This window comes from Janthinobacterium sp. CG_23.3 (assembly GCF_046115965.1).
GTDB lineage: Bacteria > Pseudomonadota > Gammaproteobacteria > Burkholderiales > Burkholderiaceae_D > Janthinobacterium.
Map to the genome: position 1 here is coordinate 28,224 of NZ_JBJXIB010000019.1, position 25,744 is coordinate 53,967.

Annotated in this window: 20 protein-coding genes and 4 tRNA genes; 20 read left to right on the forward strand and 4 right to left on the reverse strand. The window is 61.8% G+C overall.

The window, feature by feature from the left end:
- Positions 1 to 29: 29 nt before the first annotated feature.
- From ttcA to ACFDR9_RS07365, 3 genes are read right to left on the reverse strand one after another with little or no spacing between them, the layout of a single operon-like run.
- The gene (gene ttcA / locus ACFDR9_RS07355; protein WP_409030573.1) at positions 30 to 968 is read right to left on the reverse strand and encodes a tRNA 2-thiocytidine(32) synthetase TtcA; all 939 of its coding nucleotides are present in this window, start codon (positions 966 to 968) and stop codon (positions 30 to 32) included.
- Entirely contained in the window at positions 965 to 1,363 is a 399-nt protein-coding gene (locus tag ACFDR9_RS07360; RefSeq protein WP_409030574.1) for a dihydroneopterin aldolase, read from the reverse strand. The genes ttcA and ACFDR9_RS07360 overlap by 4 nt, the downstream gene beginning before the upstream one ends.
- Before the next feature lie 45 nt (positions 1,364 to 1,408).
- Positions 1,409 to 2,197 (reverse strand): SDR family oxidoreductase, encoded by a 789-nt coding sequence (locus ACFDR9_RS07365; RefSeq protein ID WP_409030575.1) that lies wholly within the window; start codon positions 2,195 to 2,197, stop codon positions 1,409 to 1,411.
- A gap of 90 nt (positions 2,198 to 2,287) precedes the next feature.
- Between ACFDR9_RS07365 and ACFDR9_RS07370 the strand changes: the two genes are divergently transcribed.
- Both ACFDR9_RS07370 and ACFDR9_RS07375 read left to right on the forward strand, forming a co-directional pair.
- Complete coding sequence (locus ACFDR9_RS07370; protein ID WP_017877908.1) at positions 2,288 to 3,439, forward strand: class I SAM-dependent methyltransferase; 1,152 nt, start codon at positions 2,288 to 2,290, stop codon at positions 3,437 to 3,439.
- A gap of 101 nt (positions 3,440 to 3,540) precedes the next feature.
- Entirely contained in the window at positions 3,541 to 4,488 is a 948-nt protein-coding gene (locus ACFDR9_RS07375; RefSeq protein WP_409030576.1) for a J domain-containing protein, read from the forward strand.
- 24 nt (positions 4,489 to 4,512) lie between these two features.
- On the opposite strand, the gene ACFDR9_RS07380 is transcribed toward ACFDR9_RS07375, so the two are convergent.
- Positions 4,513 to 5,016 (reverse strand): chemotaxis protein CheW, encoded by a 504-nt coding sequence (locus tag ACFDR9_RS07380; RefSeq protein ID WP_409030577.1) that lies wholly within the window; start codon positions 5,014 to 5,016, stop codon positions 4,513 to 4,515.
- A 269-nt stretch (positions 5,017 to 5,285) separates the two neighbouring features.
- Between ACFDR9_RS07380 and ACFDR9_RS07385 the strand changes: the two genes are divergently transcribed.
- From ACFDR9_RS07385 to ACFDR9_RS07470, 18 genes are all read left to right on the forward strand, one after another.
- Positions 5,286 to 6,872: a DUF3369 domain-containing protein gene (locus ACFDR9_RS07385; protein WP_017877905.1), complete on the forward strand. Its 1,587-nt coding sequence runs from the start codon at positions 5,286 to 5,288 to the stop codon at positions 6,870 to 6,872.
- A 111-nt stretch (positions 6,873 to 6,983) separates the two neighbouring features.
- Positions 6,984 to 8,630, forward strand: coding sequence for a response regulator (locus tag ACFDR9_RS07390; RefSeq protein ID WP_409030578.1), 1,647 nt, complete (start codon positions 6,984 to 6,986; stop codon positions 8,628 to 8,630).
- A 121-nt stretch (positions 8,631 to 8,751) separates the two neighbouring features.
- On the forward strand, positions 8,752 to 10,284 hold the full coding sequence (locus ACFDR9_RS07395; RefSeq protein WP_409030579.1) for an HDOD domain-containing protein: 1,533 nt from the start codon (positions 8,752 to 8,754) through the stop codon (positions 10,282 to 10,284).
- Between the two features lie 225 nt (positions 10,285 to 10,509).
- A tRNA-Tyr gene (locus tag ACFDR9_RS07400) sits at positions 10,510 to 10,594 on the forward strand.
- Positions 10,595 to 10,637: 43 nt separating this feature from the next.
- Positions 10,638 to 10,711: transfer RNA gene (locus ACFDR9_RS07405), tRNA-Gly, on the forward strand.
- Between the two features lie 41 nt (positions 10,712 to 10,752).
- A tRNA-Thr gene (locus ACFDR9_RS07410) sits at positions 10,753 to 10,827 on the forward strand.
- A 99-nt stretch (positions 10,828 to 10,926) separates the two neighbouring features.
- Positions 10,927 to 12,117 carry an elongation factor Tu gene (gene tuf, locus ACFDR9_RS07415; protein WP_017877864.1) on the forward strand — a complete coding sequence of 397 codons (1,191 nt, stop codon included), beginning with the start codon at positions 10,927 to 10,929 and terminating at the stop codon, positions 12,115 to 12,117.
- A gap of 69 nt (positions 12,118 to 12,186) precedes the next feature.
- Positions 12,187 to 12,262 (forward strand) — tRNA-Trp (locus ACFDR9_RS07420).
- A 35-nt stretch (positions 12,263 to 12,297) separates the two neighbouring features.
- Positions 12,298 to 12,681, forward strand: a complete 384-nt coding sequence (secE, locus tag ACFDR9_RS07425) for a preprotein translocase subunit SecE (protein ID WP_026133146.1) — start codon at positions 12,298 to 12,300, stop codon at positions 12,679 to 12,681.
- Positions 12,682 to 13,296 (forward strand): transcription termination/antitermination protein NusG, encoded by a 615-nt coding sequence (gene nusG / locus ACFDR9_RS07430; protein WP_017877902.1) that lies wholly within the window; start codon positions 12,682 to 12,684, stop codon positions 13,294 to 13,296.
- 118 nt (positions 13,297 to 13,414) lie between these two features.
- Positions 13,415 to 13,846 (forward strand): 50S ribosomal protein L11, encoded by a 432-nt coding sequence (gene rplK, locus ACFDR9_RS07435; protein ID WP_017877901.1) that lies wholly within the window; start codon positions 13,415 to 13,417, stop codon positions 13,844 to 13,846.
- Positions 13,846 to 14,541 carry a 50S ribosomal protein L1 gene (gene rplA, locus ACFDR9_RS07440; protein WP_017877900.1) on the forward strand — a complete coding sequence of 232 codons (696 nt, stop codon included), beginning with the start codon at positions 13,846 to 13,848 and terminating at the stop codon, positions 14,539 to 14,541. Before rplK ends, rplA begins: the two co-directional genes overlap by 1 nt.
- A 321-nt stretch (positions 14,542 to 14,862) precedes the next feature.
- Positions 14,863 to 15,408 (forward strand): 50S ribosomal protein L10, encoded by a 546-nt coding sequence (gene rplJ, locus ACFDR9_RS07445; RefSeq protein WP_026133145.1) that lies wholly within the window; start codon positions 14,863 to 14,865, stop codon positions 15,406 to 15,408.
- A 69-nt stretch (positions 15,409 to 15,477) separates the two neighbouring features.
- Positions 15,478 to 15,849, forward strand: coding sequence for a 50S ribosomal protein L7/L12 (gene rplL / locus ACFDR9_RS07450; protein WP_017877898.1), 372 nt, complete (start codon positions 15,478 to 15,480; stop codon positions 15,847 to 15,849).
- A gap of 238 nt (positions 15,850 to 16,087) precedes the next feature.
- On the forward strand, positions 16,088 to 20,194 hold the full coding sequence (gene rpoB, locus ACFDR9_RS07455; protein ID WP_409030580.1) for a DNA-directed RNA polymerase subunit beta: 4,107 nt from the start codon (positions 16,088 to 16,090) through the stop codon (positions 20,192 to 20,194).
- Positions 20,195 to 20,299: 105 nt separating this feature from the next.
- Complete coding sequence (gene rpoC / locus ACFDR9_RS07460; RefSeq protein WP_017877896.1) at positions 20,300 to 24,538, forward strand: DNA-directed RNA polymerase subunit beta'; 4,239 nt, start codon at positions 20,300 to 20,302, stop codon at positions 24,536 to 24,538.
- Between the two features lie 564 nt (positions 24,539 to 25,102).
- On the forward strand, positions 25,103 to 25,366 hold the full coding sequence (locus ACFDR9_RS07465) for a hypothetical protein (protein ID WP_409030581.1): 264 nt from the start codon (positions 25,103 to 25,105) through the stop codon (positions 25,364 to 25,366).
- Positions 25,300 to 25,686, forward strand: a complete 387-nt coding sequence (locus ACFDR9_RS07470; protein WP_409030582.1) for a hypothetical protein — start codon at positions 25,300 to 25,302, stop codon at positions 25,684 to 25,686. The genes ACFDR9_RS07465 and ACFDR9_RS07470 overlap by 67 nt, the downstream gene beginning before the upstream one ends.
- Positions 25,687 to 25,744: the final 58 nt, after the last annotated feature.

Sequence of the window (25,744 nt, forward strand, 5' to 3'; positions counted from 1 at the left end):
CGTTAGCGTTGCCGGCTTGCGCGCATCGACTACAGCGCCCGCAGCGCGATGGTGGCGCCGAAGGTGGTCGGCGTCGAGCACGGCTCTTCGTCGAAGGCGATGTCGCCCAGCGGGCTGGCGACGCCGTCCGCCTTCAGGTCGCCGAAGGCGAACAGGTCGCGGTCGAGCAGGTGCGACGGCGCCACGTTCGACAGCGCCGAGAAGATGCTGTCGACCCGGCCCGGGTGCTTCTTGTCCCATTCGCGCATCAGGTTTTTGATCTGCTTGCGCTGCAGGTTTTCCTGCGAGCCGCACAGGTCGCAAGGGATGATCGGGAAGCCCTTGACCTCGGCGTAGCGCTCGCTGTCGGCTTCCTTCACGTAGGCCATCGGCCGGATCACGATGTGGCGGCCGTCGTCCGATTGCAGTTTGGCCGGCATGCTTTTCAGTTTGCCGCCGAAGAACATGTTGAGGAAGAAGGTTTCGAGGATGTCGTCGCGGTGGTGGCCCAGCGCGATCTTGGTCGCGCCCAGCTCGTCGGCGACGCGGTACAGGATGCCGCGGCGCAGGCGCGAGCACAGCGAGCAGGTGGTCTTGCCCTCGGGGATCAGGCGCTTGACGATGCTGTAGGTGTCCTGGTTCTCGATGTGGAAGGCGACGCCCAGCTTGGTCAGGTAGGCCGGCAGGATGTCGGCCGGGAAGTTCGGCTGCTTCTGGTCGAGGTTGACGGCGATGATCTCGAAATGGATCGGCGCCCGCTCGCGCAGCGTCATCAGGATGTCGAGCAGGGCGTAGCTGTCCTTGCCGCCGGACAGGCAGACCATCACCTTGTCGCCCTCTTCGATCATGTTGAAGTCGCCGATGGCCTGGCCGACCAGGCGGCACAGGCGCTTGTGCAGCTTGTTGTTTTCCAGCGCGATCTTTTCGACCTGCTTGGCGCTCGGCGCGGCGGCTGCGGCCGCGTCCATCGCCAGGGCTTCGGCGTTCATACGTTGTCCTTGATCTGGAACACTTCGACGCCGACGCCTTCGCAGTCCGGGTAGACGTCCGGCTTCATCGTCGAAACGCGCGCGGCGCGCACGCGCGGGTGCGCCAGCATGGCCGCGACGACGTCGTCGACCAGGCTTTCCTGCAGGTGCACATGGCCCTGCGCCATGCGCTTGGCGATGGTTTCGCGCATGAAGTCGTAGTCGACCACCTCGTCGAGGTGGTCGGCGCGCGGCGTCGACAGCGCCAGCGGGATGTACAGGTCGACGTTGATCAGGACGCGCTGCTCGCCCTTTTTCTCGAAGTCGTGCACGCCGATGTTGATCAGCACTTCGTAGTTGCGCAGGAACAGGCGGCGGCAGTCGGTCAGACGGGGGTGGGACAGGGCGGACAACATAGTTTTTACCTTTTATCGGAATGCGGGAATACACATGGGGTGGATCTACTGGGCGCCGAACATCACGTCGCGCGCCAGCGGCGTCAGGTGCTGGCCGCCATCGACCAGCAGGGTGGTGCCGGTCAGCGCGCGCGCCCGCGCCACGTAACAGACGCTGTCGGCCACGTCCTCGGGCGTGCTGGAGCGCCCCAGCGGCGTGGCCTGGTGCGCTTTTTCGAAGCCGGCGGCGGACTGCTCGCCGGACACCAGCGTGATGCCCGGGGCGATGCCGACCACCCGCACGGTCGGCGCCAGCGCCTGGGCCAGCAGCGTGGTGGCGGCGTGCAGCGCGGCCTTGGACAAGGTGTACGACAAAAAATCAGGATTCAGATTGTACAGTTTTTGGTCGAGCAGGTTGACCACCACGGCCTGGGCGCCGGCCGGCGTGGCCGCGTGCAGCGCCTGCGCCAGCAGGATGGGCGCGGCCAGGTTGGCGTGCATGTGGGCGTCCAGCCGGGCGGTGCCGAAGTCGGCGGCGCTGTCGTAGTCGAACAGCGAGGCGCTGTTGACGACGCAGCCGACCGGCCCCAGCGCGGCGGCGGCGCGCGCCAGCAACTGGCGCACCTGGGCCTGCTCGGCCAGGTCGCAGCGCAGCGCGACGGCGCGCCGGCCCAGCGCCTCGATCTCGGCCACGGTGGCCAGCGCCTCGGCCTCGGAATGGCGGTAGTGGACGGCGACGTCCCAGCCGTCGCGCGCCAGGCCGAGCGCGATGGCGCGGCCGATGCGCCGCGCCGCGCCCGTGACGAGGGCGACCTTGGCCGGGCCGGGGTGCTGCGCTGTGGTGTGCTGCGTCATGGCGGTTCGCTTACGTAAATGATTGGACGGGTTGATGCGTATCCCGATATAAAGTGGCGGCGCGGCGCGCCGATTCGCTACAATGCCGGAATGTCCCTTCCCGCACCCACTAGCGACGCGCTGGCCGCGTCCCACGCCCTGCAGCACCGGATCGCCGCCGAGATCGAGCGGCAATCGGGCGCCATCCCCTTCCGCCGTTTCATGGAGCTGGCGCTGTACGCGCCCGACCTCGGCTATTACAGCGGCGGCGCGGCCAAGCTCGGCAAGGATGGCGATTTTACAACGGCGCCCGAGCTGACGGCGCTGTTCGGCGCGGCGCTGGCCCAGGTCGCAGCCGCTATTATGGCGCAAAGCGCGCCGCGCATTCTCGAATTCGGCGCCGGCACCGGCAAGCTGGCGCACGACATGCTGACCGAGCTGGCGCGCGCCGGCGTGCACGTCGAGCAGTACGCCATCGTCGAGCTGTCGGGCGAGCTGCGGGCGCGCCAGGAGCTGGCGCTGGCCGCCTTCCCGCAGGTGCGCTGGCTGGACAACTTCCCCGACGCCTTCAGCGGCGCGGTGTTCGGCAACGAGGTGCTCGACGCGATGCCGGTCGACCTGGTCAGCAAGACCCCGGCCGGCTGGTGCGAACTCGACGTCGGTATCGAGGACGGCCGTTTCGCCTTCGTCGAGCGGCCGGCCGGCGCCGCCGCGCTGGCGCAGATCGCCGCCCAGATACCGCAGCCGGAGGCGTTGCCGGTCGGCTACGTCAGCGAAATCCACGGCGTCGCCTGCGGCTTCATGCGCTCGCTGGCGCGGATGCTGGGGGCCGGCGCGGGCGGCGCGGCGGTGCTGCTCGACTACGGCTTCCCGGCGCACGAATACTATCTGGGCCAGCGCGCCGCCGGCACCCTGATGTGCCATTACCGCCACCACGCCCACGCCGACCCGTTTTACCTGCCGGGCCTGCAGGACATTACCGCCCACGTCGATTTCACGGCGATGGCGCTGGCGGCGCAGGACGCCGGCCTGGACGTGCTCGGGTATATGAGCCAGGCCGCCTTCCTGCTCGGCGCCGGCGTCGGCGAGCTGCTGCTGCGCACCGACCCGGCCGACGCGATGGCCTATCTGCCGCAGGCCAACGCGCTGCAAAAACTGGTCTCGCCGGCCGAGATGGGCGAGCTGTTCAAGGTGCTGGCGGTGGGCCGCGGCGTGCAACTGCCGGCGGCGCTGCTGGCGGGCGACCGCAGCCACCGGCTGTAGGACCAGCCAATGGCGCTGTTGGCTTGCCAAATCGGCTATGATGACTGACTGGGCGCGACCAGCCGTCGCGACGCGCTTGTGCTTGCTTACACATTGGAACGATGGGAAAGATACACACTCACTATGACAACCTGAAGGTGGCGCGCATGGCGCCGCAGGAAGTCATACGTGCCGCCTACAAAGCGCTCAGCCAGAAATACCATCCCGACAAGAATCCCGGCGACGAGAAGGCCGCGCGCATTATGGCCATCCTCAACAGCGCCTACGGCACGCTGGCCGATCCGCAGCGCCGCAAGGAACACGACGAGTGGATCGCCGCCGAGGAGTGGGAGATCAATTGGCTGGAAAGCACCCACCAGGACGAGCACCGCCACGACGCCGCGCCGCCCGGGGAGGCGGCGGCCGCGCCGGCGCCGCTGTGGCGCGCCTGGAGTTGGTGGCTCAGCCTGGCGTTGTGCCTGGCGCTGGGCTGGCTGGGGGCGATGCTGATGCTGCAGCGCGGCGAGGCGGCGCCGTGGGGCGCGTCCGCGCGCGGCGCCGGCGCGGCCGGGCCGACGCCCGCCGCCAAGGCCGAGCCGAAGGACGAGGCGAAGGACGCGGCGAAGGACGCGGCGGCGGTCGACCGCTGGGCCGTCGGCAAACCCTATGCGCCCGAGCCGGCCGCGCCGCGGCCGGCCGACATCAAGATCATGGCGGTGTCGCAACTGGTGCTGCCGGCCGCCGCCAGCGCCGCGCCGGCCTGCGACGCCGACCCGCGCGCGCAGACGGCGCCGAACGGCGAGCCGTGGCCGCGCAAGTCGGGTTACCTCGACGGCTTCCCGGTCGCCAACAAGGGCGCGGAGCTGCAACTGACGCTCGACAACGGCAACAACGACGTCCCGGTGTTCATCAAATTGTACGACCTGGAGCGGCGCTCGAACGTGCGCTACCTGTTTATCCTGGCGCACGAGAAGCTCGTCGTCGACCAGCTGGCCTTCGGCAAGTACGAGGTGCGCTACCAGGAAATCGCCCAGGACGGCGGCGGCTGCGACAAGGCGGCCGCGCAATAGGCCGGCCGCGGGGCCGGGGCCGGTCTAGGCCGCGATGGTGTCGCTCAAGCCCATCTCGTCGCTCGACATCAGCTTGTCGATGTCGATCAGGATCAGCATGCGCTCGTCGATGGTGCCCAGGCCGATCAGGAAGTCGCTGCTGAAGGCGGCGCCCATTTCCGGCGCCGCCTTGACCTGGTCCGGCGTCAGCGTGGTGACGTCGGAGACGCTGTCGACCACCATGCCGGCGATGCGCCCGCCGATGTTGAGGATGATGACGACGGTGAACTGGTCGTACACCGGCGTGCCCAGCTTGAACTTGATGCGCATGTCGACCACCGGGATGATGATGCCGCGCAGGTTGATGACGCCCTTGACGAAGTCGGGCGCGTTGGCGATGCGCGTGACCTGCTCGTAGCCGCGGATTTCCTGCACCTTCAGGATGTCGATGCCGTACTCTTCGGAGCCGAGCGTGAAGGCCAGGTATTCCTGGCCGGCGATGTCCTTGCCCGGGCGCGCGTGGGACGCGGCGGATGCGCTTTCTTGCATAGTGTGGTGTCCTTGTAAAAAACGCCGGTGGGGGCGTCGCGCCGGCGCCGCCGGCGCGGCTGGCTCATGGTTGTAAAAGGGTAGCAGAGTATCCAGCATATTACGAGGCCGGCGGCGGCGCTTTGCGAAAAAATAGGCGGCGCCGCGCCAGTTCGGCCGCGCGCGCGCCGATCCAATAGAATGGGGGTTGTAACCCTGACAAAATCTGATTATGCTGGGGTGCCAGAGCGTGCAGTCGCAGACGCCGCGTTCACCCCTAAGGAGCAGTGATGACCGACCCCAACGCCGCAGACGAGAACTGGCTGCTTGACGAGGACGACGAGCAGCAAAAGCCAGTCGGTCTGGCCGCGCCGGACCAACGCCTGTGGCGCGTCTTGATCGTCGACGACGACGTCGACGTGCACGCGGTGACCCGGCTGGCGCTGCGCAACGTCAGCTTCAAGGGCCGCGAGCTGGAGCTGTTTTCGGCCTACAGCGGCAAGGAAGCCTTCGAGATCCTGCGCGACACCGCCGACATCGCGCTGGTGCTGCTGGACGTGGTGATGGAAACCGACGACGCCGGCCTGATCCTGGCCAAGCGCATCCGCGCCGACTTGAACAACGCCATCGTCCGCGTGGTGCTGCGCACCGGCCAGCCGGGCCAGGCGCCGGAGCAGCGCGTCATCATCGAATACGACATCAACGACTACAAGGCGAAAACCGAGCTGACCACGCAGAAGCTGTTTACCACGGTGATCTCGGCGCTGCGCGCCTATGAAAGCCTGATGATGCTCGAGCGCAGCCGCATCGGCCTGGGCAAGATCCTGGCCGGCGCCACCAATCTGTACCAGATCCACTCGCTGCGCGAATTCGCCTCCGGCGTGCTGAACCAGGTCAGCGCCATCCTCGACGTCGGTGCCGACGGCGTGCTGTGCCTGATGCAGGGCGGCACCGGGGTGCCGACCGTGGTCGCCGCCACCGGCGGCTACGCCGCGCTGGCCGACGCCGAGCGCCTGCCGCCCGAGCATCCGCTGGCGCCGACCATCAACAAGGCCTTCGCCGAGAAGTGCAGCCAGTTCGAGCACCCGGCCAACGTGCTGTTCATCCACACCGAGGGCGACCGCGAGCTGGCCATCTCGGTCACGCCGCCGTGGCCGCTGGCGCAGATCCAGCGCGACCTGCTTGAAGTGTTTTGCCAGCGCATCGCCGCCGCCTTCGACAACCTGTATATGTTCGGCCAGCTGCGCAAGGCGCAGGAGGCGACCGTGGTGGCGCTGGCCGACCTGGCCGAGTTCCGCGACGGCGACACCGGCGGCCACGTGCGCCGGGTGCAGGCGCTCTCGAGCGCCATCGCCGGCGTGCTGCGCGCGCGCGCCGTCTACGAGGACGAGGTCACGCCGCAGCTGGTCGACATGATCGGCCTGGCCAGCATCCTGCACGACGTCGGCAAGGTCGCCACGCCGGACCGCATCCTGCTCAAGCCGGGCCCGCACACCGCCGAGGAGCGGGCGCAGATGCAGTTGCACGCGCGCGTGGGCCAGACCATCCTCGAGCGCGCCGCCGGCATGGTCGACGGCGTCAGCTACCTGAGCTACGGCGCGCAAATCGCCGGCAACCACCACGAGCACTTCGACGGCGCCGGCTATCCGCAGGGTCTGAAGGGGCGCGCCATCCCGGTGGCCGCGCGCATCGTCGCCGTGGTCGACGTCTTCGACGCGCTGCTGCACGAACGCCCCTACAAGGAACCGTGGCCGTACCCGCAGGTGCGCAGCTATATCGAGGAGCGTTCCGGCACGCAGTTCGATCCGGAGGTGGTGGCGGCGCTGGCGCATCTGATCGACGGCGAACCGGCGCTGTGGCATCCCGAGCGCCAATAGGTCGCTACCGGTCCCGGCCATGACGGAAAATGCAGCCGGGCGCGGCGCGCTCCTATACACTGGAGGGGAGGGCGCCGGCGCGGCGCCGGCGGCTTTTTCGGAACCGATGACATGAACCAATTCAAGGGCCTGAGCGCGCTGATCGTCGAGCCGCACCCGGGCATGCGCGCCAGCCTGCACAATATGCTCAACCTGTGCGGCCTGGCGCGCATCGACGACGCCGCCAACTCCAGCCAGGCGATCCGCCAGCTCGGCGTCAAAAGCTTCGACCTGATCCTGTGCGAATACGACCTCGAGGGCGGCCAGGACGGCCAGCAACTGCTGGAGGACCTGCGCCACCACAAGCTGATCCACGCCACCACGATGTTTATCATCGTCACCGGCGAGGGCAGCTTCGACAAGGTGGTCAGCGCGGTCGAACTGGCGCCCACCGACTATATCCTGAAACCTTTCACGGCCGATAACATGCTCGAGCGCATAGGCCGCGCGCTCGACAAGCGCAACGCCTTGCTGCCGGTATACCAGCGTATCGAGCTGGGCGACGAGCGCGGCGCCATTGCCGCCTGCGTCGGCGCCGCCGTCGCCGCGCCGCGCTACGCCACCGACTTCCTGCGCCTGCGCGCCGAGCTGCACGTGCTGCTGGGCGAGCCGGCCGAGGCCGAGCCGATCTACGCCGAGCTGTACAGCGGCAAGGCGATCGGCTGGGCGCGCCTGGGCCAGGCCCGCACGTTGTTCATGCGCGGCCAGTTCGAGCAGGCCCGCGAGATGCTCGAGTCGCTGCTGGAACACAACAAGAAATTCCTCGACGCCTACGACTGGCTGGCCCGCACCCACGAGGCGCTGGGCCAGCCGGCGCGCGCCCAGGCGGCGCTGAGCGAGGCCGTGGCCCTGTCGCCGCACGCGCTGCGGCGCTTGCGCCGGCTGGGCCAGGTGGCGCTGGAGGCGGGCGACGTCGACGCCGCCGAAAAGGCGCTGAAGCAGGTCGTCAGCAAGGCCAAGTACTCCGAATTCCGCGACCCGGAGGACCACGCGCGGCTGGTGCAGAGCCTGGTGCTGAAGGGCGACCCGGTGCAGGCGGCGGCGGTGATCCGCGACCTCGACAAGTCGATGGCGGGGCAAAAGAACAGCGGCCTGTGCAGCGCGGTCGCCTCGGCCATGCTGCACGAGTTCACCGGCAACGAGGCGCGCCTGGGCGAGTCGCTCGACGCCGCGCTGACGGCCTGCCGCCACAGCGTGGGCGTGTCGAGCGGCCTGAAGATCGAACTGGCGCGCAACTGCCTCGACAACGGCAAGGAGGACGGCGCCGCCGACGTCATGCGCGACGTCATGCGCAACGCCGGCAGCAGCGCCGAGATGGCCCGGGCGATGGCGGTGTTCGAGAACGCCGGCCGCGCCGAGTTGGCCGTGGCGCTGGCGCACGAAAGCCGGCAGCAGGTGGCCGACATGGTCGCCGCCGGCGCCGCCAAGGCCAAGGAGGGCGACTTCCGCGCCGCCGTCGACTTGATGGTCGAAGCCGCCGTGACACTGCCCGACAACCCGCAGGTGGTATTCAACGCCGCCGTCGCGGTGCTCAAATGCCTGGAAAACACCGGCTGGGAGGAGCGCCTGGGCCAGCTGGCGCTGGACTACATCGGCGCGGTGCGGCGGCTCGACCCGCTCAACGCCAAGCTGCCGGCGCTGGCCGGGCTGCACCAGCAGATTTTGCAAAAATACAACATCCGCGCCGGCCGCTGGCGCGACGCCGGCGCCGGCGCGTAGCTCGGGTTGGCCGGAACGGCGTAACCGGGCCGGCGTCGGCGGCGGCGGCGCGGCGTCGAATCGCGCGTTCGCCCCGGCGGCCCCCGCGTCCGACCTACCATATCGAACGGGAGTCACGCCTATGTTTACAGCTTCATCCAGCGGGTCCGGCGGCGCCGAGCGCCCGGTGCGCGGCCAGTTGCTGCACAAACTCTGCGGCGACGAGGGCCTGTTCGCGCTCGGCGCCTCGGTCGCGCGGGTGGTGCAACTGGCCTCGTCGGACGACGAGGGGACGCAGAGCCTGGCCTATTACGTGCTGTCGGACGTGGCGCTGACGCAAAAGATTCTGCGCCTGTCGAACACGCCGACCTACCGCACCGCCAACGGCACCGCCGTGACGACGATTTCGCGGGCGATCTCGCTGTTGGGCTTTAACAACGTCAAAACCACCGCGCTGGCGATGCTGCTGGTCGACACCCTGCTCAACAGTAAGCACGCCCACAGCGTGCGCGCCGAACTGGAGGCGGCGCTGTGCGCCAGCCTGCTGGGGCGCGAGCTGGCGCGCCTGAGCTTTTACCAGGGCGCCGAGGAAGCCTCGATCGGCGCGCTGTTCAAGAACATCGGCCCGCTGCTGATCGCCTCGCAGGAGCACGAACGCTTCCGCGAGATCTGCGCGCTGGTCGCGGCCGGCGAACACAACCAGAGCCAGGCCTCGCAGATGATATTGGGCAGCAGCTACGACGTGCTGTCGGCGGCCGTGCTGCGCGAATGGAAGATCCCCGACGTCATCGTCCGCTCGCTGAGCACGCTGCCACCGGGTCCGCAGAAGCTCGCCGTCAACCGCCAGGAGTGGATGCGCCAGGTGGCCACCTTCAGCATCGACGCCGCCAAGCTGCTGGGGCGGCCGGGCGAGGCGGCCGAGACGCCGGAGGCGCGCGCGCTGCTGGCGCGCTTCGGCGTGGCGCTGGCGGTTGACCAGGCGCTGCTGCGCAAGCTGTTCGAGACGGTGCGCGCGGAAATGGCCAGCCTGCTCGAAAGCATGAACCTGGCGCCGCAGGCGGAAGACGACGGCGAGGGCGGCCTGCCCAACGTGCTGGTGCTGGCGACGATGGACGCCGGCGACGCCGGCAAGGACGCCGCCTATCCGAGCGGCAAGCCGACCAACGCCCGCGAACTGTTGCTGGCCGGGGTGCAGGAGGTGACGCAGATGCGCGCCGGCGGCCAGTGCAAGATGAACGAGCTGATCCAGACGGTGCTGGAGACGCTGTACCGCAGCATGGGCTTCCGCTACGCCACGGTGTGCCTGAAGGACGCCAGGAGCGGCCTGTACCGCGCGCGCCTGTCGTTTGGCGAACGGCACGCCGAACGCCAGGCCGGCTTCCAGTTCCCGATCGCCCCGGCCAACGACCTGTTCCACCTGGCGATGGAAAACGAGGCCGACCTGATGATCGCCGACGCCGGCGCGCAAAAGATCCGCGACCTGCTGCCGCCGTGGCACCGGGCGCTGCTGCCGGACGCCCGCAGCTTCATCGTGCTGCCGCTGGTGGTGCAGTCGGTGCAACTGGGGCTGTTCTACGCCGACCGCATCCACCCGGCGCCGGAGGGTGTGCCGCCGGACGAGGCCTCGCTGATCCGCGCGCTGAAGGGGCAGGTGCTGGTGGCGCTGGCGCCGTGAGCGAGGTGTCGCAGGTCGGGCCAGGCCCGATGGGCTAAGTAAGCCGGCCTGCGAAAAGCCGCGCAAAAAAGAAATAGTAATATTTTTAATCTTGCCCTTGCAGATTCGCCGAACCGAGGCTTATAATCACGCCCCGAAGCAGCCAACTTCTTCTTACTCCGCAGCAGCATCAGCGGAGTTGGTTGACAGATGTGTTTGAATGCTTCATACTCTGCGGTTCCTCGCGGAGGGGTGGCCGAGTGGTTAAAGGCGGCAGACTGTAAATCTGCTCACTATGTGTACGCTGGTTCGAATCCAGCCCCCTCCACCAAGTTTTTGCAAGGCAGACTGAGTAGTGGAAGTGAACGATACTCGCGGGTGTAGCTCAATGGTAGAGCAGAAGCCTTCCAAGCTTACGACGAGGGTTCGATTCCCTTCACCCGCTCCAGTGCCCTTCAGATGCTCGGTTTGCATCGCGCGCATGACAAAGCCCTTGTAGCTCAGTGGTAGAGCACTCCCTTGGTAAGGGAGAGGCCACGTGTTCGATCCACGTCAAGGGCACCAGAATTCGTAGTATCAGCAACAGAATAGCAACAGCAGCATATTCAACCAGACCGTCGGGCGTGTGCCTGAGCAATCTAATCAAATCATTAGGAGTTCAAAATGGCAAAAGGTAAATTCGAACGGACCAAGCCGCACGTCAACGTCGGCACCATTGGCCACGTCGACCACGGTAAAACCACCCTGACGGCTGCTATCGCAACCGTGCTGGCGAAGAAATTCGGCGGCGAAGCCAAAGCATACGACCAGATCGATGCGGCGCCGGAAGAAAAAGCGCGCGGTATCACCATCAACACCGCCCACGTCGAGTACGAAACCGCAGCGCGCCACTACGCTCACGTTGACTGCCCAGGCCACGCCGATTACATCAAAAACATGATCACCGGCGCAGCGCAGATGGACGGCGCGATCCTGGTGTGCTCCGCAGCTGACGGCCCAATGCCACAGACCCGCGAACACATCCTGCTGGCCCGCCAAGTTGGCGTTCCATACATCATCGTGTTCCTGAACAAATGCGACCTGGTCGATGACGCCGAGTTGCTGGAACTGGTTGAAATGGAAGTGCGCGAGCTGTTGTCGAAATACGACTTCCCAGGCGACGACGTGCCTATCATCAAAGGTTCGGCACGTATGGCGCTGGAAGGCGTTGAGGGCGAAATGGGCGTTGACGCGGTTATGCGTCTGGCCGATGCGCTCGACACCTACATCCCTACGCCAGAGCGCGCAGTCGACGGTGCATTCCTGATGCCAGTCGAAGACGTGTTCTCGATCTCGGGTCGCGGCACCGTTGTGACCGGTCGTATCGAGCGCGGTATCGTCAAAGTCGGCGAAGAAATCGAAATCATCGGCATCACCGACACCGTCAAAACCACTTGCACCGGCGTGGAAATGTTCCGCAAGCTGCTGGACCAGGGTATGGCCGGCGACAACGTTGGTTTGCTGTTGCGCGGTACCAAGCGCGAAGACGTGCAGCGCGGTCAAGTGTTGGCCAAGCCGGGTTCGATCAAGCCACATAACCACTTCACCGGCGAGATCTATGTCTTGTCGAAAGACGAAGGCGGCCGCCATACGCCGTTCTTCAACAACTATCGTCCCCAGTTCTACTTCCGTACAACGGACGTGACCGGTTCGATCGAGTTGCCAGCAGACAAAGAAATGGTCATGCCAGGCGATAACGTGTCGATCACCGTCAAGTTGATCAACCCGATCGCCATGGAAGAAGGTTTGCGCTTTGCTATTCGTGAAGGTGGTCGTACCGTCGGCGCCGGCGTGGTTGCAAAAATTCTCGCTTAAGAATACTCTGTCCTTCCACTCGGGGTGTCCCGGGTGGTAGAATAGCGGGATTCTTCTCAAGTTTTACGTAGGGACGTAGCTCAATTGGCAGAGCGTCGGTCTCCAAAACCGAAGGTTGGGGGTTCGATGCCCTCCGTCCCTGCCACCGTTCTGGTGCAGGGCACCGAAAGTAAAAAAAGTATGTCTAATCAATCCGTGCAAACCGTTAGCACGTCGAATGACAAGATGAAAATCGTATTGGCAGTAGTGGCCGCGATTGCAGGAGTAGTCGGGTTTTATTACCTGAACAACCAGCCAGCTCTGGTGCGCGCAGCCGCACTCGTAGCTGGTTTGGCTATTTCTGTCGGCATCTTGTGGACTTCGACGACCGGCCGTGAATTCCTGAATTTCGCCAAAGAAGCAGTGCGCGAAACGAAAAAAGTGGTGTGGCCTACACGCAAAGAAGCGTCGCAAATTACGGCTATCGTATTTGCCTTCGTTTTGGTGATGGCAATCTTCCTCTGGGGCACGGATAAGTTGCTTGAGTTTTTGTTGTACGACTTGATTCTGGGTGTAGGTAAATAAATGAGCGAAAACGTGCAAGACGATGTGCCGGGCGATGTCCCGGCATCCGATGTTGGTGCGGCACCGCTGAGCGTGCCAGTCAGCAACAAGCGCTGGTATGTCGTGCACGCCTATTCCGGTATGGAAAAAAGTGTGATGCGCGCGTTGACCGAGCGCGTCGAGCGCGCCGGCATGCAAGACCAGTTTGGCCAGATCCTGGTGCCGATCGAGGAAGTGGTCGAAGTCAAGAACGGCGTCAAGTCGGTCACCGAGCGTCGTTTCTTCCCGGGCTACGTGCTGGTTGAAATGGAAATGACGGACGAGACCTGGCATTTGGTCAAGAACACCAGCAAGGTCACCGGCTTTATCGGTGGCAAGTCGAACAAGCCGACGCCGATTCCCGCGCGCGAAATCGACAAGATCATGCAGCAAATGCAAGAGGGCATCGAGAAGCCGCGTCCGAAGACGCTGTACGAAGTGGGCGAGCAGGTGCGTATCAAGGATGGTCCGTTCACCGACTTCAACGGCAACGTCGAAGAAGTCAACTACGAGAAATCCAAGGTGCGCGTCTCGGTCACCATTTTCGGCCGCGCCACCCCGGTAGAGCTGGAATTCGGCCAAGTCGAAAAAGTATAAGTAGTGTGCGGCAAGCGCCCATCCGGAGCGTCGCAAGGTTCCGCGAAATCCGGTCAGAGGAGCCCCGCCAGGGCAACATCGGCGGGGCGCTACTACTCAATCCAAGATAGGAGCCATCATGGCAAAGAAAATCATTGGTTTTATCAAGCTGCAAGTTCCAGCTGGTAAAGCAAACCCATCCCCACCAATCGGTCCAGCACTGGGTCAGCGCGGTCTGAACATCATGGAATTCTGCAAAGCGTTCAACGCGCAGACCCAAGGCGTTGAGCCAGGCATGCCAATCCCAGTCGTGATCACCGCGTTCGCAGACAAGTCCTTCACCTTCGTGATGAAGACGCCTCCTGCAACGTACCTGATCAAAAAAGCTGCAGCGATCACCAAAGGTTCGCCGAAGCCACATACCGACAAAGTCGGTAAGTTGACCCGCGCACAAGCTGAAGAAATCGCTAAATTGAAATCGCCGGATCTGACCGCTGCCGACATGGATGCCGCAGTGCGCACCATCGCCGGTTCCGCGCGTTCGATGGGCATCACGGTAGAGGGTGTGTAATGGCTAAGTTATCCAAACGTATCAAGGCTTTCAAAGCCAAAGTCGACCGCACCAAGGCTTACGAGTTCGACAGCGCCGTCGCTCTGATCAAAGAGTGCGCTACCGCCAAGTTCAATGAATCGATCGACGTATCGGTACAACTGGGTGTGGATCCGAAGAAATCGGACCAAGTCGTCCGCGGTTCCGTCGTGCTGCCAGCTGGCACCGGCAAATCGGTTCGCGTTGCTGTGTTCGCAACCGGCGAAAAAGCCGAGCAGGCTAAAGCCGCCGGCGCCGACATCGTTGGTATGGAAGACCTGGCCGAGTCGATCAAAGCCGGTAACATGCCTTTCGATATCGTCATCGCTTCGCCAGACACCATGCGTATCGTCGGTACCCTGGGTCAGATCCTGGGCCCACGCGGCCTGATGCCTAACCCGAAGGTTGGTACTGTTACTCCTGACGTCGCTACCGCCGTGAAAAACGCGAAAGCCGGTCAAGTCCAATACCGTACCGACAAATCCGGTATCATCCACGCAACGATCGGCCGCAAGTCGTTCGCTGATGCGGACCTGAAATCGAACTTGGTCGCACTGATCGAAGCGCTGAACAAAGCCAAGCCAGCATCGAGCAAGGGTGTTTACCTGCGCAAGGTCTCGCTGTCGTCGACCATGGGCGCTGGCGTCCGTGTCGACCAGGCTAGCCTGGCTGCTTAAGTAAGAAATGAAGTCCGGCCGTGTCCCCGCGACACGGCCGGCGAATCTTTGGGCTGGTGTCGTCGTGTTCCGCACGGCGGCGCCGGACAATCAAAGACCGTTGGGCCGAGTGTGACAACACGTGCATGAGGTTAATCGCCGCCGCGCAAGCGGGGGCGCCCAACGCAGATGGTGTACCCGAACAAGTTTTGTAGTCCTCATGCTGCGTGAATGTAACCGCTCAGTTTTTGAACTTCTTAACTTCGGACGCCGTGTTCGAACCGATGCGAGGCGCTCAACCACTCGGTTGTGATTGCCGAACATCATTTAAGGAGGTTGACCGTGAGTCTCAATCTGAATGACAAAAAGGCCGTAGTCGCCGAAGTTTCCGCGCAAGTAGCAGCAGCGCAAACTATCGTCGTGGCCGAATATCGTGGCATCCAGGTTGGTCACTTGACGCAACTGCGTGCTAAAGCGCGTGCCCAAGGCGTATACCTGCGTGTGTTGAAAAACACATTGGCTCGTCGCGCCGTCGAAGGCACCGCGTTCGCTAGCCTCGCCGATTCCATGACCGGTCCGTTGATCTACTCGATCTCGGAAGACGCCGTTGCAGCAGCCAAAGTCATCGCTGACTTCGCTAAAACCAACGACAAACTGGTCATCACGGCAGGTAACTTCGCCGGCAAACCGCTTGATAAAGCGGCTGTCGTAGCGTTGGCTAGCATTCCTAGCCGTGAAGTCCTCATCGCGCAGTTGTTGGGCGTTATGCTGGCTCCGGTGTCGGGCTTTGCACGTGGTCTGGCTGCCCTGGCAGCGAAAAAAGATGCTGAATCCGCCGCCCCTGCCGTTGAAGCAGCCGCAGCGGAAGAAGCGCCAGTCGAAGCTTAATTGCCTCGACGCTTTTTTCTCGCAGTACCAATCTGATGTAACTTACGTAATAAATTTAGGAGTTTCAAAATGGCAATTAGCAAAGACGATATCCTGGAAGCAGTTAGCGCCATGTCCGTAATGGACCTGAACGACCTGGTTAAAGCATTCGAAGAAAAATTCGGCGTGTCGGCAGCAGCAATGTCGTCGGGCGGCCCAGCAGCTGGCCCAGCGGCCGTTGTTGAAGAGCAGACCGAATTCAACGTCATCCTGGACAGCTTCGGCGCTAACAAAGTTGGCGTCATTAAAGCAGTTCGCGAAATCACCGGCCTGGGCTTGAAAGAAGCTAAAGACCTGGTCGATGGCGCACCAAAAACTGTGAAAGAAGCAGTGTCGAAAGCGGACGCTGAAGCAGCACAGAAGAAACTGGTAGAAGCCGGCGCAACCGCTTCGATCAAGTAATAGTATTACCGGCGGCAGTTCGCGCCCGAGTCAAAGTCTGTGGTTTTCCTGTTAAAGGGAAAAACCCGGCTTTGGCTCCTTTGTCGTCTTTGTCGTATTTGTATTCGTCATGTTGTTTCGATTCAAGCCGGAAAGTAGAGCCTTGAGGTTTCGTCTGTGTCACACGCAGCCGCGATGTTGCTTCTGAGCACTTGCAAAACCTGAATTTTCTATCCTTTCTGTCACTCACGGAGTGTCCATGCACTACTCATTTACTGAGAAGAAACGCATTCGCAAGTCATTCGCGAAGCGCGCCAACGTTCACCACGTTCCGTTCCTGCTGGCGACCCAGCTCGAGTCCTATCATAGCTTTTTGCAGGAAGACATTGCACCGTCTACCCGTAAAAACGATGGCTTGCAGTCCGCCTTCACCTCGATTTTCCCTATCGTGTCGCACAATGGTTTTGCGCGCCTCGAATTCTTGTCGTACGTCCTGGGCGACCCCGCCTTTGACGTCAAAGAATGCCAACAGCGCGGACTGACCTTCGCTTCGCCGCTGCGCGCCAAGGTGCGCCTGGTGATTCTGGACAAGGAATCGCCGACCAAGCCGGTCGTCAAGGAAATGAAAGAACAAGAAGTCTACATGGGCGAATTGCCGCTCATGACGACCACCGGTTCCTTCGTTATCAACGGCACCGAGCGCGTCATCGTGTCGCAGTTGCACCGCTCCCCGGGCGTGTTCTTCGAACACGACCGCGGCAAGACCCACTCGTCGGGCAAGCTGTTGTTCTCCGCGCGTATCATTCCTTACCGCGGTTCGTGGCTGGACTTCGAGTTCGACCCGAAAGACATCCTGTTCTTCCGCGTCGACCGCCGCCGCAAAATGCCCGTGACGATCTTGCTCAAGGCAATCGGCATGTCGCACGAGCAGATCCTGGCCAACTTCTTTGTCTTCGACAATTTCAACCTGCGCTCCGAAGGCGCGGAAATGGAATTCGTCTCCGAGCGTCTGCGCGGCGAAGTGGCGCGTTTCGACATCGTCGACAAGTCGGGCAAGACGCTGGTGCTGAAAGACAAGCGTATCAACGCCAAGCACGTGCGCGATATCGAAGCGGCTGGCATCAAGCACATCTCCGTGCCTGAAGACTACCTGCTGGGCCGCGTGCTGGCCAAGAACATCGTCGACGCCGACACCGGCGAAGTGGTCGCCTCGGCCAACGACGAGCTGACCGAAGACCTGTTGGGTCGTCTGCGCGAAGCGCACATCAGCGAAATCCAGACGCTGTACACGAACGACCTGGACCAGGGCGCCTACATTTCGCAAACCCTGCGCATCGACGACACCGCCGACCAGATGGCCGCGAAAGTGGCGATCTACCGCATGATGCGTCCAGGCGAGCCGCCGACCGAAGATTCGGTCGAGGCGCTGTTTAACGGCCTGTTCTACAATTCGGACCGTTACGACCTGTCGGCCGTGGGCCGCATGAAGTTCAACCGCCGCATTGGCCGCGATGAACTGACCGGCGCCATGACGCTGTCGAACGAAGACGTGCTGGCCGTGATCAAGATCCTGGTGGAACTGCGCAATGGCCGCGGCGAAGTCGACGATATCGATCACCTGGGTAACCGCCGCGTACGTTGCGTCGGCGAACTGGCCGAAAACCAGTTCCGCGCCGGCCTGGTGCGCGTCGAGCGCGCCGTCAAGGAACGCCTCGGCCAAGCCGAAGCCGACAACCTGATGCCGCACGACCTGATCAATTCGAAGCCGATTTCGGCCGCGATCCGCGAGTTCTTCGGTTCGTCGCAGTTGTCGCAGTTTATGGATCAGACCAATCCATTGTCGGAAATTACCCACAAGCGCCGCGTATCGGCGCTGGGACCCGGCGGTCTGACCCGCGAACGCGCCGGCTTCGAGGTGCGCGACGTGCATCCGACCCACTACGGCCGCGTCTGTCCGATCGAGACGCCCGAGGGTCCGAACATTGGTCTGATCAACTCGCTGGCACTGTACGCCCGCTTGAATGAATACGGCTTCCTGGAAACCCCGTACCGCAAGGTCGAAGGCTCCAAGATCACCGACCAGATCGATTACCTGTCCGCCATTGAAGAAGGCCGCTACATCATCGCCCAGGCGAACGCGACCATCGACAAGAGCGGCACCTTGTCCGATGAACTGGTTTCCGCGCGTGAAGCCGGCGAAACGATCTTGGTATCCCCAGAGCGCATCCAGTACATGGACGTTGCGCCGGGCCAGATCGTCTCCGTCGCCGCGTCGCTGATTCCGTTCCTTGAACACGATGATGCGAACCGCGCTTTGATGGGTGCCAACATGCAGCGCCAGGCCGTGCCTTGCCTGCGTCCTGAAAAGGCGCTGGTCGGTACCGGTATCGAACGCACCGTGGCGGTCGACTCGGGTACCACCGTGCAGGCCCTGCGCGGCGGTATCGTCGACTACATCGATGCGGGCCGCGTCGTCATTCGTGTCAACGATGACGAAGCGACCGCCGGCGAAGTCGGTGTGGATATCTACAACCTGATCAAGTACACCCGTTCGAACCAGAACACCAACATCAACCAACGTCCTATCGTCAAGGTTGGCGACCGCGTCTCGAAGCGCGACGTCATCGCCGACGGCGCATCGACCGACTTGGGCGAGTTGGCCCTGGGCCAGAACATGACCGTGGCGTTTATGCCATGGAATGGTCTGAACTTCGAAGATTCGATCCTGATCTCGGAAAACGTCGTCAAGGACGACCGCTACACCTCGATTCATATCGAAGAGTTGTCGGTGGTTGCGCGCGACACCAAGCTGGGCGCGGAAGAAATCACCCGCGACATTTCGAACCTGGCCGAGAACCAACTGGCCCGTCTGGACGAGTCCGGTATCGTCTACATCGGCGCGGAAGTCCAGGCTGGCGACACCCTGGTCGGCAAAGTGACGCCAAAAGGCGAAACCCAGCTGACGCCTGAAGAGAAGCTGCTGCGCGCGATTTTCGGCGAAAAAGCGTCGGACGTGAAAGACACCTCGCTGCGCGTGCCTTCCGGCATGATCGGCACCGTCATCGACGTCCAGGTGTTCACCCGCGAGGGCATCGTCCGCGACAAGCGCGCCCAGCAGATTATCGATGACGAATTGAAGCGTTTCCGCCTCGATTTGAACGACCAGATGCGTATTGTCGAGGGCGATGCCTTCCAGCGTCTGGAAAAAATGCTGATCGGCAAAGTCGTCAACGGCGGCCCTAAAAAGCTGGCCAAGGGCGCCAAGATCACCAAGGAATACCTGGCCGATCTGGACAAATACCACTGGTTCGACATCCGCCCGGCGGACGACGACGCGGCGGTAGCGCTGGAAGCGATCAAAGAATCGATCAACGAGAAGCGCCACCAGTTCGACCTGGCCTTCGAAGAGAAGCGCAAGAAGCTGACCCAGGGAGATGAACTGCAACCTGGCGTGCAGAAAATGGTCAAAGTGTATCTGGCCGTGAAACGCCGCCTGCAATCGGGCGACAAGATGGCGGGTCGCCATGGTAACAAGGGTGTGGTTTCCCGTATTGTTCCCGTGGAAGACATGCCGTACATGGCCGACGGCACGCCGGCCGACGTGGTGCTGAATCCGTTGGGCGTTCCTTCGCGCATGAACGTCGGTCAGATCCTCGAGACTCACTTGGGCTGGGCAGCCAAGGGTCTGGGTATCCGCATCGGCGAAATGTTGAAGGCGCACACGCAGGCCGTGGAAATGCGCAAGTACCTGACCGTGATCTACAATGAAAACGGCCGCGCCGAAGACCTCGACGCCTTCGACGACGAAGAGATCATGAAGCTGGCGGAAAACCTGAAAAAGGGCGTGCCGTTCGCGACCCCGGTGTTTGACGGCGCCAATGAAGAGGAAATCCGCCGCATGCTGGACCTGGCGTATCCGGACGACATCGCCAAGAACTTGGGCATGACACCGTCCAAGAACCAGGTGACGATGTATGACGGCCGCACCGGCGAAGCGTTCGAGCGCAAGGTTACCGTTGGCGTGATGCACATGTTGAAACTGCATCACTTGGTTGATGACAAGATGCACGCCCGTTCGACCGGCCCTTACTCGCTGGTAACGCAGCAGCCACTGGGCGGTAAAGCCCAGTTCGGTGGCCAGCGTTTCGGTGAGATGGAAGTGTGGGCCCTGGAAGCTTACGGCGCATCGTACGTGCTGCAAGAGATGTTGACTGTCAAGTCAGATGACGTGAACGGCCGTACCAAGGTGTACGAAAACCTGGTCAAGGGCGACCATGTGATCGACGCCGGTATGCCGGAATCCTTCAACGTGTTGGTGAAGGAAATCCGTTCGCTGGGTATTGATATCGACCTCGAAAGAAACTGATAACGAGAAACCCTCGACTATTGGTTTGTGATGGAGCCGCCCGGCAGGGAAACCTCGCCGGGCAACTTCGTCTCAGAAATGAAATTTAATCACCTGGAGTGATACATGAAAGCACTGCTCGATCTATTCAAGCAAGTTCAGCAAAACGAAACGTTCGACGCGATCAAAATTGGTCTGGCGTCGCCCGAGAAAATCCGTTCGTGGTCCTACGGCGAAGTAAAAAAGCCGGAAACCATCAACTACCGCACCTTCAAGCCTGAGCGCGACGGCCTGTTCTGCGCCAAGATTTTTGGTCCTATCAAGGACTACGAGTGCCTGTGCGGCAAGTACAAGCGCCTGAAACACCGCGGCGTGATCTGCGAAAAGTGCGGCGTCGAAGTGACGCTGGCGAAAGTGCGCCGCGAGCGCATGGGCCACATCGAGCTGGCCTCGCCGACCGCCCACATCTGGTTCCTGAAGTCGCTGCCGTCGCGCCTGGGTATGGTGCTGGACATGACGCTGCGGGACATCGAACGCGTGTTGTACTTTGAAGCGTACGTCGTGACCGATCCCGGCATGACCCCGCTGAAAAAATGCCAGATCATGTCGGAAGACGACTACGCCGCCAAGTACGAAGAGTACGGCGACGACTTCACCGCCTTCATGGGCGCCGAAGGTATCCGTGAACTGCTGCGCTCGATCGACATCCACCGCGATGCCGAAACCCTGCGCGTGGAACTGAAGGAATCGAAGTCCGAAGCGAAGATCAAGAAATACGCCAAGCGCCTGAAGGTCTTGGAAGCGTTCCAGCGTTCGGGCATCAAGCCGGACTGGATGATCATGGAAGTGCTGCCGGTGCTGCCGCCCGAGCTGCGTCCGCTGGTACCGCTGGACGGCGGCCGCTTCGCGACCTCCGACCTGAACGACCTGTATCGCCGCGTCATCAACCGCAACAACCGCCTGAAACGCCTGATGGAGCTGCGCGCTCCAGAGATCATCACGCGCAACGAAAAGCGCATGCTGCAAGAAGCGGTCGATTCGTTGCTGGACAACGGCCGTCGCGGCAAAGCGATGACCGGCGCCAACAAGCGTCCGCTGAAATCGCTGGCTGAAATGATCAAGGGTAAGGGCGGCCGTTTCCGTCAGAACTTGTTGGGTAAACGCGTCGATTACTCGGGTCGTTCCGTCATCGTCGTGGGTCCGCAATTGAAACTGCACCAGTGCGGCTTGCCGAAACTGATGGCCTTGGAACTGTTCAAACCGTTCATTTTCAACAAGCTTGAACTGATGGGCCTGGCGACCACGATCAAGGCCGCCAAGAAGCTCGTCGAGATCCAGGAACCGGTGGTCTGGGACATCCTGGAAGACGTGATCCGCGAACATCCGATCATGTTGAACCGCGCGCCAACCTTGCATCGCCTGGGTATCCAGGCCTTCGAGCCGGTGCTGATTGAAGGCAAGGCGATCCAGCTGCATCCGCTGGTCTGCGCCGCGTTCAACGCCGACTTCGACGGCGATCAAATGGCGGTCCACGTTCCACTGTCGATCGAAGCGCAGATGGAAGCGCGTACGCTGATGCTGGCGTCGAACAACATTCTGTTCCCGTCGAACGGCGAACCGTCGATCGTGCCTTCGCAGGATATCGTGTTGGGTCTGTACTACGCGACCCGCGAAGCGATCAACGCGAAGAACGAAGGGATGATGTTCCCCGACGTGTCCGAAGTGATCCGCGCCTACGACAACAAGGAAGTCGAACTGACGACCCGCGTGACCGTGCGTATCACCGAGTACCCGAAGGACGCCGAAACGGGCGAGTTCGTGAAAACGATCACCCGCTACGAAACGACCATCGGCCGCGCCATCCTGTCGGAAATCCTGCCGAAGGGCCTGCCTTTCTCGGTGCTGAACCGCGCGCTGAAAAAGAAAGAAATTTCCAAGCTGATCAACACATCCTTCCGTAAGTGCGGCCTGCGCGCGACGGTGGTGTTCGCCGACAAGCTGATGCAGTCGGGCTTCCGCCTGGCAACCCGCGCCGGTATCTCGATCTGCGTCGACGACATGCTGGTACCGCCGCAAAAAGTCACGCTGATCGCGGCCGCCGAACAAGAAGTCAAACAGATCGAACAGCAATACGCGTCCGGTCTGGTCACCGCCGGCGAGCGTTACAACAAGGTCGTCGATATCTGGGGCAAAACCTCGGACGAAGTCGGCAAGGCCATGATGGACCAGCTCAAAGTCGAAGACGTGATCCGCCGCGACGGCACCAAGTCGACGCAGGAATCGTTCAACGCCATTTACATGATGGCCGACTCCGGCGCGCGCGGTTCCGCAGCCCAGATTCGCCAGTTGGCCGGTATGCGTGGTCTGATGGCGAAACCGGATGGCTCGATTATCGAAACGCCGATTACCGCGAACTTCCGCGAAGGTCTGAACGTTTTGCAGTACTTCATTTCGACCCACGGTGCGCGTAAAGGTCTGGCCGATACCGCGCTGAAAACCGCGAACTCGGGTTACCTGACCCGTCGTCTGGTCGACGTGACGCAAGATTTGGTGGTGATCGAAGACGATTGCGGCACCATGAACGGCGCGCTGATGAAGGCGCTGGTTGAAGGTGGTGAAGTCATCGAAGCGCTGCGCGACCGTATCCTGGGCCGCGTTACCGTGCACGATGTCGTCCATCCTGAAACCCAGGAAACCCTGTACGAAGCCGGCTCGCTGCTGGACGAAGACATGGTCGAGGAAATCGAGCGCCTGTCGATCGACGAAGTCAAAGTCCGCACCCCGCTCACTTGCGACACCCGCTTCGGCTTGTGCGCAATGTGCTACGGCCGCGACCTTGGCCGCGGCTCGATGGTCAACGCCGGCGAAGCCGTCGGTGTGGTGGCGGCGCAGTCGATTGGTGAGCCGGGTACCCAGCTGACCATGCGTACCTTCCACATTGGTGGTGCGGCGTCGCGTGCGGCGGTGGCATCGTCGGTGGAAGCGAAATCGAACGGTACCATCCGCTTCACGGCAACCATGCGTTACGTTACCAACGGCAAGGGCGCGCAAATCGTCATTTCCCGTTCGGGCGAAGTGCTGATTACCGACGACCACGGTCGTGAGCGCGAGCGTCATAAAGTGCCGTACGGCGCGACCCTGATCGTCAAGGACGGCATGGTCATCAAGGCCGGCACCGCCCTGGCAACATGGGATCCGCTGACCCGTCCTATCATTACCGAGTACGCCGGTCTGGTGCGCTTTGAGAATGTGGAAGAAGGCGTCACCGTGGCCCGTCAGGTCGATGAAGTCACCGGTCTGTCGACTTTGGTCGCGATCGATGCGAAACGTCGCGGTTCCTTGACCAAAACGCTGCGTCCACAGGTCAAACTGTTGAACGAAGCGGGCGAAGAAGTGAAGATCGCCGGCACCGAACATTCGGTGGCGATCGGCTTCCAAGTCGGCGCGCTGATCATGGTCAAAGACGGCCAGGCAGTGTCGGTCGGTGAAGTGCTGGCGCGTATCCCTACCGAATCGCAGAAGACGCGCGATATTACCGGGGGTCTGCCGCGGGTTGCCGAGCTGTTCGAAGCGCGTTCGCCGAAAGACGCCGGTATGCTGGCGGAAGTCACGGGTACGGTTGCGTTCGGTAAAGAAACCAAGGGTAAGCAGCGTCTGGAAATCACGGACATGGACGGCAACAAGCATGAGTTCTTGATTACCAAGGACAAACAAGTGCTGGTGCATGACGGCCAAGTCGTGAACAAGGGCGAGATGATCGTGGACGGCCCGGCCGATCCGCAAGACATCCTGCGCCTGCTGGGTATCGAAGCGTTGGCGCGTTACATCGTCGACGAAGTGCAGGACGTGTATCGTCTGCAGGGCGTGAAGATCAATGACAAGCACATCGAAGTGATCGTGCGTCAGATGCTGCGTCGCGTTCAGATCGTCAACGCCGGCGACACCAACTACATCGTTGGCGAGCAGGTTGAGCGTTCGGAACTGCTGGACGAAAACGACCGTATGAACGCCGGCAACAAGATCGCCGCAACCTACGAAAACGTACTGCTGGGTATTACCAAGGCATCGTTGTCGACCGATTCGTTCATCTCGGCCGCTTCGTTCCAGGAAACCACCCGCGTGCTGACGGAAGCTGCGATCATGGGCAAGCGCGACGGTCTGCGCGGCTTGAAGGAAAACGTCATCGTCGGCCGCCTGATACCAGGCGGTACCGGTCTGGCCTTCCATCGCGCCCGCAAGGAAAAAGAAGCGTGGGAAGTCGAAGAGCGCAATGCGCTGTTGCTCGCCGAGAAGGCCGCAATGGCCGGCGAAGCGGCGGAAGCCTTGCAGGACATCGAAGAGCAACAACACGGCGGCGAAGCGTAATCCAGCTTTAATCGCATAGAAAACGGCACCAGGGAGCAATCCTCGGTGCCGTTTTTTTATGCCTGAACATATTCTGGAATGGTGGACGTTACGTCACGCGGCTTCGGCGGTGGAATCATTAAAACCCACGGCGTAATCCGGGGGGGAGACCTTAAACTCTGACCCCGGCTCTTTGCCTTGGGTTGATGTTTAAAGTCGCCGGCCCGCTAATGTAAGAATATCGAAATCGAACTGCGATCCTTAAAGCCATTAGTTTTTTCCGGCAGGTAGGATAGAATTTTCGCGAATAAACAAAAATTACTGGAATATATGGCGGAAGCTTTATTTGAGGATGGTTTCCATATTTCTGCTTAACGCACCAAAATATTCGCCACATATATATATGTTGTTGCTGACCCTTCTTTAACGTTGCTGAACCACCGCTCGCCTCCTTACGGGGTTCGGCGATCTCCGGCGTGGTGATGACCTACGCTGCCACGATCGGCTGGAAGGTGTGGTATCCACGCCCTGTCGGGACGTGGCGTGTAAGTCAATATTTGGCATAACTGTGCTAAGATTTGGTTCATGATTGCCCAAGCCCTCTTCACTCCAGCACAGCAAAAACTCCTCGGGCTGCTCTTCGTGCGCGTCAACGAGGGCTTCCACTTGAACGAAATTATGCGCCTGACCGGTTTGGGCAGCGCGTCGGCCCAGCGCGAGTTGCGGCGCCTGCACGACTCCGGCTTGATCACGTCCGAGCGTATCGGCAATGTGCGGCGTTTTTGGCCGAACAAGGAAAGCTTGGTGTATCCAGAGTTAAGCGGACTGGTGCAAAAACCTTCGGCCTGATTGGCGTGCTGCATGGAACCTTGGCACCCTTGTCGAAACAGATTCGGATCGCTTTTGTTTATGGCGCAACCGCAAAAGGACAGGATGCGGCGGGCAGTAATATCGATTTGTTGTTGATAGGCGACGATACCAATTATGGTGATTTGCTGTCTAGCCTTGCGCCCGGGGAACGGATGTTGAGGCGGAAGATTAATCCCAATCTGTATTCGATTGCCGACTTTAAACGGCGCCTGCGCGAGGAACAACCGTTTTTGACGCAGGTATTGCAGCAACCTAAAATATATGGTGACTGTTCAGCCGCTATGCGGCAAGCGGGATAGGATTACCGTTGAAGGCCCGGAGCAGAACCTCAAGCATGCCATGGCCTTGCTTGCGTAG